Here is a 7,013-nt window from a genome sequence, read left to right as displayed (position 1 = left end):
CAAACCTTAGCTCATTTCGATGCAGAGCATCGGGGAATTAGACCCATTTAATGGGATTAAAGTTCAAACCCGAGGTTAACACCCAGTTTTCTTGCGATAAGCTTGTTGATACGCGCTTTTACTTCCGGTATTTTCACGCTTTCCAGGACATTATTGGCAAAGGCATACATCAGAAGTGCTTTGGCCTCTTTCACAGGAATCCCCCTGGAACGAAGATAAAACAAAGCCTCTTCATCCAGTTGTCCTACGGTACACCCGTGTGAACATTTTACATCATCGGCAAATATTTCCAGCTGGGGCTTGGTGTTGATCGTGGCTTTATCATCCAGAAGGATATTGTTGTTCTGCTGGAACGCATTGGTTTTCTGCGCTTCTTTTTCCACAATCACTTTACCGTTGAACACCCCGGTGCTGCGATCGGCGTATATCCCTTTATAATCCTGGTGACTTTCGCAATTGGGATGTACATGGTTTACCAGGGTATGGTGGTCCACATGTTGTTTTTCCCCTATAATGGTAATCCCCTTTAGCGTAGAAGTAATATACTCGTCTTTATGATAGAAATTCAGGTTATTGCGCGTCAGGTTCCCGCCTATGGAAAAGGTATGTACGGAAGCATGGCTGTTTTTCTCCTGCATTATATAGGTATTGTCTATAAGAGAAGCAGCCTGGTTATCATTCTGTATTTTATAATAATCTACCAAAGCCTGTTTATCCGCAAATATCTCCGTTACCACATTGGTAAGTACGGGATTTTCCGTAAGATTCTGGTGACGCTCTATAATCTGTACCTGCGCATTTTCTCCAACAATAATCAGGTTTCTCGGCTGAAGCATCATTGCAGGCTCTTTACCGGTAGAAAAGTGAAGGATCTGAATAGGTTTATCCACAACTTTCCCTTTAGGGATGTTTATGAATGCTCCTTCTTTTAAAAAAGCCGTATTAAGAGCGGTGAGACTATCTTCCGTATTGGCAGCCCGGTTAAAATACTTTTCAATAACAGCCCTGTATTTTGGCTTGCTCAAGGCGGAGCTCATAAGGCATATGTCCAGTCCTTCATGGGAAGTTGCCGACAGATTGGAACTGTACCTGCCGTCTACAAAAGCTATTTTATACGAATCTATGTCATGGATAAAATATCGCATTACATCCTTGAACTCCAGTCCGGTGTCCCCTTTCGGAAACAGGCTGTAGTTTTGCTTGAGGATCGCGTTTAAAGAAGTATATTTCCAAGCTTCTTCTTTCCTGGTCGGAAATCCTTTTTTGTCGAATTTCTTCATCGCATCCGAGCAGATATCATGTATGGGCGAATGCACATCCAGTCCGTCTTCATACGCGAAGAAAGAAGAAACCAATTTATCTTTTAATTCCATTTATTTAAGTTTCTGTTGTTTCCGGTTTTCATTAAACATCCTGTTCATATCCATTATCCGGATCAAAGTTTTTTATTACAAAAGGCGCCTCTTCATCGGAAAATGAAAATCCCAACAAACCGGAAAACCTAGTTACTAACTTTTTCCTGTTTTATCCAGTCGTACCCTTTTTCTTCCAGCTCGTGCGCCAGTTCCGCACCTCCGGATTTTACGATCTTTCCGTCGAGGAGTACATGTACAAAATCCGGAACGATATAATCCAGCAATCTCTGATAGTGCGTAATTACGACTACGGCATTGTCTTTGGAACGCAAGCGGTTTACCCCGTTAGAAACGATACGGAGGGCGTCGATATCCAATCCGGAATCCGTTTCATCGAGAATAGCCAGTTTCGGCTCCAGCATGGCCATCTGGAATATTTCGTTCCGTTTTTTCTCTCCACCGGAAAACCCTTCATTTAAAGAACGGGAAAGAAATTTGCGGTCTATTTCCAGAAGCTCTGACTTTTCCCGTATTTTCTTCAGCATCTCATTGGCAGGCATCTCTTCAAGTCCCTGTGCTTTCCGGGTTTCGTTGATCGCAGTTTTCATGAAATTGGTCACCGATACACCGGGAATTTCCACCGGATACTGGAAAGACAGGAAAATACCTTTGTGTGCCCTTTCTTCCGGGGAAAATTCCTCCACGTCTTCTCCCTGAAAGAGGATATTACCTTCCGTAACCTCAAATTCCTCCTTACCGGCAATAACGGAAGACAATGTACTTTTACCGGAACCGTTAGGTCCCATGATAGCATGCACTTCTCCGGCATTCACCTCGATGTTTATCCCCTTTAGTATCTCCTTGCCTTCTACACCGGCATGTAAGTTGTTTATCTTTAGCATTTCTTATTAAAATTTAAAAATGGGCGCCCTGTTCTTTATCCCGGGAAGGATAAAGGCCCGGCAACCAATTTTTTGCATTACTACTGTTCGACTGTATTCCAATAAATAATGATGATTTTCCAGAGTTTTACCCGACGGAACCTTCCAGCGATATTTCCAGTAATTTCTGAGCTTCCACGGCAAATTCCATAGGAAGTTTATTCAGAACCTCTTTACTAAAACCATTCACGATCAATGCAATGGCCTTTTCCGTATCGATTCCCCGCTGGTTACAGTAAAATATCTGGTCTTCTCCGATTTTTGAGGTCGTAGCCTCGTGTTCTATCTGGGCAGTTTTATTTTTGGCCTCTATGTACGGAAATGTATGTGCACCACAGTCATTTCCCATCAAAAGGGAATCACACTGTGAAAAGTTCCGCGCATTTTCGGCCCTGCTGTTGATTTGTACCAGTCCCCGGTAACTATTCTGTGATTTTCCTGCGGAAATCCCCTTGGATATAATGGTACTCCTGGTATTTTTCCCGAGGTGGATCATTTTGGTCCCGGTATCAGCCTGCTGATAGTTATTGGTTACGGCAATAGAGTAAAATTCCCCGACGGAGTTATCGCCTTTCAGGATACAACTGGGATATTTCCAGGTAATGGCACTACCCGTTTCTACCTGGGTCCAGGAGATCTTGGCATTGGTTTCGCACAATCCTCTTTTGGTCACAAAGTTATACACCCCGCCCTTACCGTCTTTTCCTCCGGGAAACCAGTTCTGAACCGTAGAGTATTTTATTTCAGCATCTTCAAGGGCTATAAGTTCCACTACCGCAGCGTGGAGCTGGTTTTCATCCCGCATAGGTGCGGTACAACCTTCCAGGTAACTCACATAACTCCCTTCATCCGCAATGACCAATGTCCGCTCGAATTGTCCGGTCCCCGCCTGATTGATGCGGAAATATGTGGACAATTCCATCGGACAACGCACTCCTTTGGGTATGTAACAGAACGACCCGTCAGAGAACACGGCCGAATTGAGAGCCGCATAAAAATTGTCCTTTTTGGGCACTACGGAACCGATATATTTCTTTACGAGTTCCGGGTGCTCTTTGATAGCCTCACTGATAGAGCAGAAAATGATCCCTTTTTCGGCAAGGGTTTTCTTAAAGGTGGTAGCTACGGAAACGGAATCCATCACTACATCTATGGCCACTCCCGCAAGCTTTTTCTGCTCGTCGAGAGATATTCCCAGTTTATTAAAGGTTTCCAGCAATTCCGGATCTACTTCATCCAGGCTGTTATACTTATCTTTCTTCTTGGGGGCCGAATAATAACTGATATTCTGAAAATCAGGTTTTTTATAGGTTACATTCGCCCATTCGGGTTCGATCATCTGTTCCCATGCCTTAAAGGCTTCTACCCGCCACTCGGTCATCCATTCCGGTTCTTCTTTCTTCCTGGAAATAGCCCGGACGATCTCCTCGTTAAGTCCCACGGGAAATGTATCCGATTCTATATCCGTATAAAAACCGTATTCGTATTCCTTGGTTTCAAGTTCTTTTTTTAATTCTTCTTCTGTATATGCCATCTCTTTAATTTCATACCATTAACATCTGTACGCTTGTACATGGAGATGCAAAATTCCGTTATAGTCTATAACGAAAAACTCTCCCCGCACCCGCATGTACGCTGTGCATTCGGGTTGTTGAACACAAATCCTTTTCCGTTAAGCCCACCCGAATATTCCAGTGTTGTTCCCACCAGATACAAAAAACTCTTTTTATCTACAAGAATGCGCACTGCATTATCCTCAAAGATCTTATCATCTTCGTTTTGCAGCTTGTCGAACTTCAGTTCGTACGACAGGCCACTGCATCCCCCGCTTTTCACGCCTACGCGCACATAGTCCATAGAGGCATCAAAACCTTCTTCGGTCATAAGCTCTACAACCTTTCGCTTCGCTGTGTCTGAAACTCTTATCATGGTTTTATCGTAGTTTAATCCTAATTTGCAATGCAAAGATAGTAACTATAATAGACTTAATAAACTATTTACACAGCAATTACACAATGGCAGTATAAGAGAAATTTATAACAATAACACGCTGAAAAACGGCAGAATAATACATTCGCCATTTTTTTCAAAAGACCTTCGGGCCGGAAAACCCGGCATACCCGATATCTTTGAAAAACTCCTACCTTTGCAATATGATAGAAGACAAAAACCCACAGCGCACTTCGCTGTCCGAACTTGGGGAATTCGGACTGATAGAACATCTGACCAAAGATTTTAAGATCACGCGAAAATCCACAGTAAAAGGAGTAGGGGATGATGCCGCCGTACTGGATTTCAAAAACAGAAAAACTGTAGTCACCAACGATCTGTTGGTGGAAGGCGTACATTTTGACCTGGCATATGTACCCTTAAAGCACCTGGGGTACAAGGCTGTTATAGTCAACCTGTCCGACATCTATGCCATGAATGCCACAGCCACGCAAATCACTGTTTCCATTGCCGTTTCCAATCGTTTTCCGCTGGAAGCCCTGGAAGAACTTTACGGGGGTATTGCCCTTGCCTGCGAATTATACGACGTGGACATGATAGGCGGCGACACTACTTCTTCCAATAAAGGGCTATTCATATCTGTCACTGCCATAGGTGAAGCCAAAAATGAGGACCTGGTATACCGTAACGGCGCAAAGTCCAATGATCTCCTGGTGGTTTCTGGCGATCTCGGAGGTGCCTATATGGGCCTGCAGGTACTGGAAAGGGAAAAAGAGGTATTCAAGGTAAACTCCAATAACCAGCCCGACCTGTCCATGTACACCTATATTATAGAGAGACAATTAAAACCGGAAGCCAGAAAAGATATTCCCGTACTGTTAAAGGAACTGGGAGTGAAACCTACATCCATGATAGACATATCGGACGGTCTTTCTTCGGAGATCTTACATCTTTGCAAGCAATCGGGCGTAGGGTGCAACCTGTACGAAGATAAGATCCCGCTGGACCCGCAGGTTATTTCCGCCAGCGAGGAATTTGACATTAACAGTACTATGGTAGCCCTGAGCGGCGGAGAGGATTATGAGCTGCTCTTTACTATCGCACAGAGCGATTACCCGAAAATCAAAGGCAATCCTCATCTGACCGTCATCGGGCATATGACCCCCGAAAACGAAGGTATGCATTTAATCACCAGGGCAAACACGAAAATCCCGCTCAAAGCAAGAGGCTGGAATGCGCTGAAAGAAGAGTAATATCAGGCTGCGGAACTGGAGTGCTGCTTTTTCTGATGTAATTCGGCCAGCGTCTCGTTGATCTCTTTCAGTTGTGAGGTCAGCGAGGTAAGGCGTCCTTCATCATTTACGGTTACTTCCGCCCTGCAACAACTACACTGATATTCTTTGACATAAGATGTTACTTCCTTGGTTACCCTGAATCGGTGTCCGAAGATAAAGCAGAGTATTCGGGCCATAGAAAAAACGGATTTATTAGACTTTATACGCATGGGTCTGGGTAGTTTTCGATTCACGCCCCCGAATATACTATTTTATAAATCAAAAATCAAAAAAAATCCGGCTATTTCTTTAAAAACCAACATATTGCATACAAAACTTCTTTTTTATTCTCAATATGGCTCATATGTCCGTCAGAAACTTCAAATATCGCAACATCTGTGCCCTTTACCTGGTCCATCAAGACATCAAAATTCAGGACGGGATCTTTTTTTCCGAGGATCATCATCTTTTTGTAAGGTGAGAAATGCAGGAGCACTTCCCTGTCCTCCCGGATCTTCATTCCTTCCAGTGCAGCCACAATTCCCTGTAAAGGTGTTTTAAGCGCCTCCGCTTTAACGGCATTTATCTCTTCACGGAATATTTTACGGTTTTTGGGACGGAAAAGATTGGAGACAGCCATTCTTATAAAATTCCGGTGATTCTGTTTCACTGCGGCAATGGCCCGGTCCCTGTTCTGTTTTCGGGTTTCATCATCCGCCCGGGCAGTGGAATTGAGCAACACCAGCCCTTTTACGGCATCCGGATTCTTCTCGGCAAAGGCCAGGGCCACGTACCCCCCCATGGAATGCCCGATGAACACGGATTTACGTACCTTCAGGTGTTTCAGAACCTCTTCTACTGCTTCGGCCATCATTTCCATCGTATGCACATAGCCCAGGCATCCTGTCTGTCCATGCCCCAGCAAGTCGATGGCAATAACCCTGTTTTTATCAGAAAGGTCCGGCATCAGACCCTTCCACATACCCGAATTCTCCAAAAAACCATGCAAAAGCACCAAAACAGGCCCTTTGCCCTCTTCCGTATAAAAAACGGGGATACCCTTGTGATTAATTGTCATTTGCCGTTCTGTGTTATTAATGTCATTGGAAAATGCAAAGTTGTGCATTTCGTACGCAAATGCCAAAAACCTTTCTCAATATTAATTTTCCTTAACATCGTTAAAACCTACACGACAAGCCGGACACAAAAAGCGGGTAAATGATTTCCCGCCTTAATGCCCGAAAAACGGCCATTAAAGCAATCCCTTTGACGCCGGAAGTAGTTGGTTTAGCGGCTAACCCATTTACTTTAGCCGCTAAACAGGTTGCTTTTGATGTCATAACCAACTACTTTGACGGTAAACCGGGTTACGTTGACCGCTAACCCGGTTGCTTCCGATGTCATACCCAACTGCTTTGACGGTAAACCGGGTTACGTTGACCGCTAACGGGTTTGCTTCCGATGTCATACCCAACTGCTTTGACGGCAAACCG

At 44.2% G+C, this 7,013-nt stretch carries 8 protein-coding genes; 2 read left to right on the top strand and 6 right to left on the bottom strand.

Annotated elements, in window-relative coordinates; genetic code table 11:
* Positions 1–56 precede the first annotated feature (56 nt).
* From sufD to ED312_RS01985, 4 genes are all read right to left on the bottom strand, one after another.
* Entirely contained in the window at positions 57–1,373 is a 1,317-nt protein-coding gene (gene sufD / locus ED312_RS02000) for a Fe-S cluster assembly protein SufD (RefSeq protein WP_123214329.1), read from the bottom strand.
* A gap of 128 nt (positions 1,374–1,501) precedes the next feature.
* Positions 1,502–2,257: a Fe-S cluster assembly ATPase SufC gene (gene sufC, locus ED312_RS01995; protein WP_123214328.1), complete on the bottom strand. Its 756-nt coding sequence runs from the start codon at positions 2,255–2,257 to the stop codon at positions 1,502–1,504.
* Positions 2,258–2,384: 127 nt separating this feature from the next.
* Positions 2,385–3,830, bottom strand: coding sequence for a Fe-S cluster assembly protein SufB (gene sufB, locus ED312_RS01990; RefSeq protein ID WP_123214327.1), 1,446 nt, complete (start codon positions 3,828–3,830; stop codon positions 2,385–2,387).
* A gap of 65 nt (positions 3,831–3,895) precedes the next feature.
* A complete protein-coding gene (locus ED312_RS01985; protein WP_123214326.1) occupies positions 3,896–4,225 on the bottom strand; it encodes a HesB/IscA family protein in 330 nt (109 codons plus the stop codon).
* Between the two features lie 224 nt (positions 4,226–4,449).
* On the opposite strand from ED312_RS01985, the gene thiL reads away from it, so the two are divergent.
* The gene (gene thiL, locus ED312_RS01980; RefSeq protein WP_123214325.1) at positions 4,450–5,499 is read left to right on the top strand and encodes a thiamine-phosphate kinase; all 1,050 of its coding nucleotides are present in this window, start codon (positions 4,450–4,452) and stop codon (positions 5,497–5,499) included.
* A 2-nt stretch (positions 5,500–5,501) separates the two neighbouring features.
* On the opposite strand, the gene ED312_RS01975 is transcribed toward thiL, so the two are convergent.
* Together ED312_RS01975 and ED312_RS01970 are read right to left on the bottom strand one after the other, a co-directional pair.
* Complete coding sequence (locus tag ED312_RS01975; RefSeq protein WP_240642992.1) at positions 5,502–5,717, bottom strand: hypothetical protein; 216 nt, start codon at positions 5,715–5,717, stop codon at positions 5,502–5,504.
* Positions 5,718–5,821: 104 nt separating this feature from the next.
* Complete coding sequence (locus tag ED312_RS01970; protein WP_123214330.1) at positions 5,822–6,598, bottom strand: alpha/beta fold hydrolase; 777 nt, start codon at positions 6,596–6,598, stop codon at positions 5,822–5,824.
* Between the two features lie 140 nt (positions 6,599–6,738).
* On the opposite strand from ED312_RS01970, the gene ED312_RS24090 reads away from it, so the two are divergent.
* Complete coding sequence (locus ED312_RS24090) at positions 6,739–6,903, top strand: hypothetical protein (RefSeq protein WP_206363194.1); 165 nt, start codon at positions 6,739–6,741, stop codon at positions 6,901–6,903.
* Positions 6,904–7,013 lie beyond the last annotated feature (110 nt).

Origin of the sequence: Sinomicrobium pectinilyticum, from assembly GCF_003725735.1 — a bacterium.
GTDB classification, from domain to species: domain Bacteria; phylum Bacteroidota; class Bacteroidia; order Flavobacteriales; family Flavobacteriaceae; genus Sinomicrobium; species Sinomicrobium pectinilyticum.
Note: the sequence above shows the minus strand (reverse complement) of the source record. Positions and strands in the feature narration are given on the sequence as shown.

Coding starts and splice junctions, on each gene's coding strand:
- sufD (WP_123214329.1), bottom strand. CDS start 1,373: ATGGAATTAAAAGATAAATTGGTTTCTTCTTTCTTCGCGTATGAAGAC.
- sufC (WP_123214328.1), bottom strand. CDS start 2,257: ATGCTAAAGATAAACAACTTACATGCCGGTGTAGAAGGCAAGGAGATA.
- sufB (WP_123214327.1), bottom strand. CDS start 3,830: ATGGCATATACAGAAGAAGAATTAAAAAAAGAACTTGAAACCAAGGAA.
- ED312_RS01985 (WP_123214326.1), bottom strand. CDS start 4,225: ATGATAAGAGTTTCAGACACAGCGAAGCGAAAGGTTGTAGAGCTTATG.
- thiL (WP_123214325.1), top strand. CDS start 4,450: ATGATAGAAGACAAAAACCCACAGCGCACTTCGCTGTCCGAACTTGGG.
- ED312_RS01975 (WP_240642992.1), bottom strand. CDS start 5,717: ATGGCCCGAATACTCTGCTTTATCTTCGGACACCGATTCAGGGTAACC.
- ED312_RS01970 (WP_123214330.1), bottom strand. CDS start 6,598: ATGACAATTAATCACAAGGGTATCCCCGTTTTTTATACGGAAGAGGGC.
- ED312_RS24090 (WP_206363194.1), top strand. CDS start 6,739: ATGATTTCCCGCCTTAATGCCCGAAAAACGGCCATTAAAGCAATCCCT.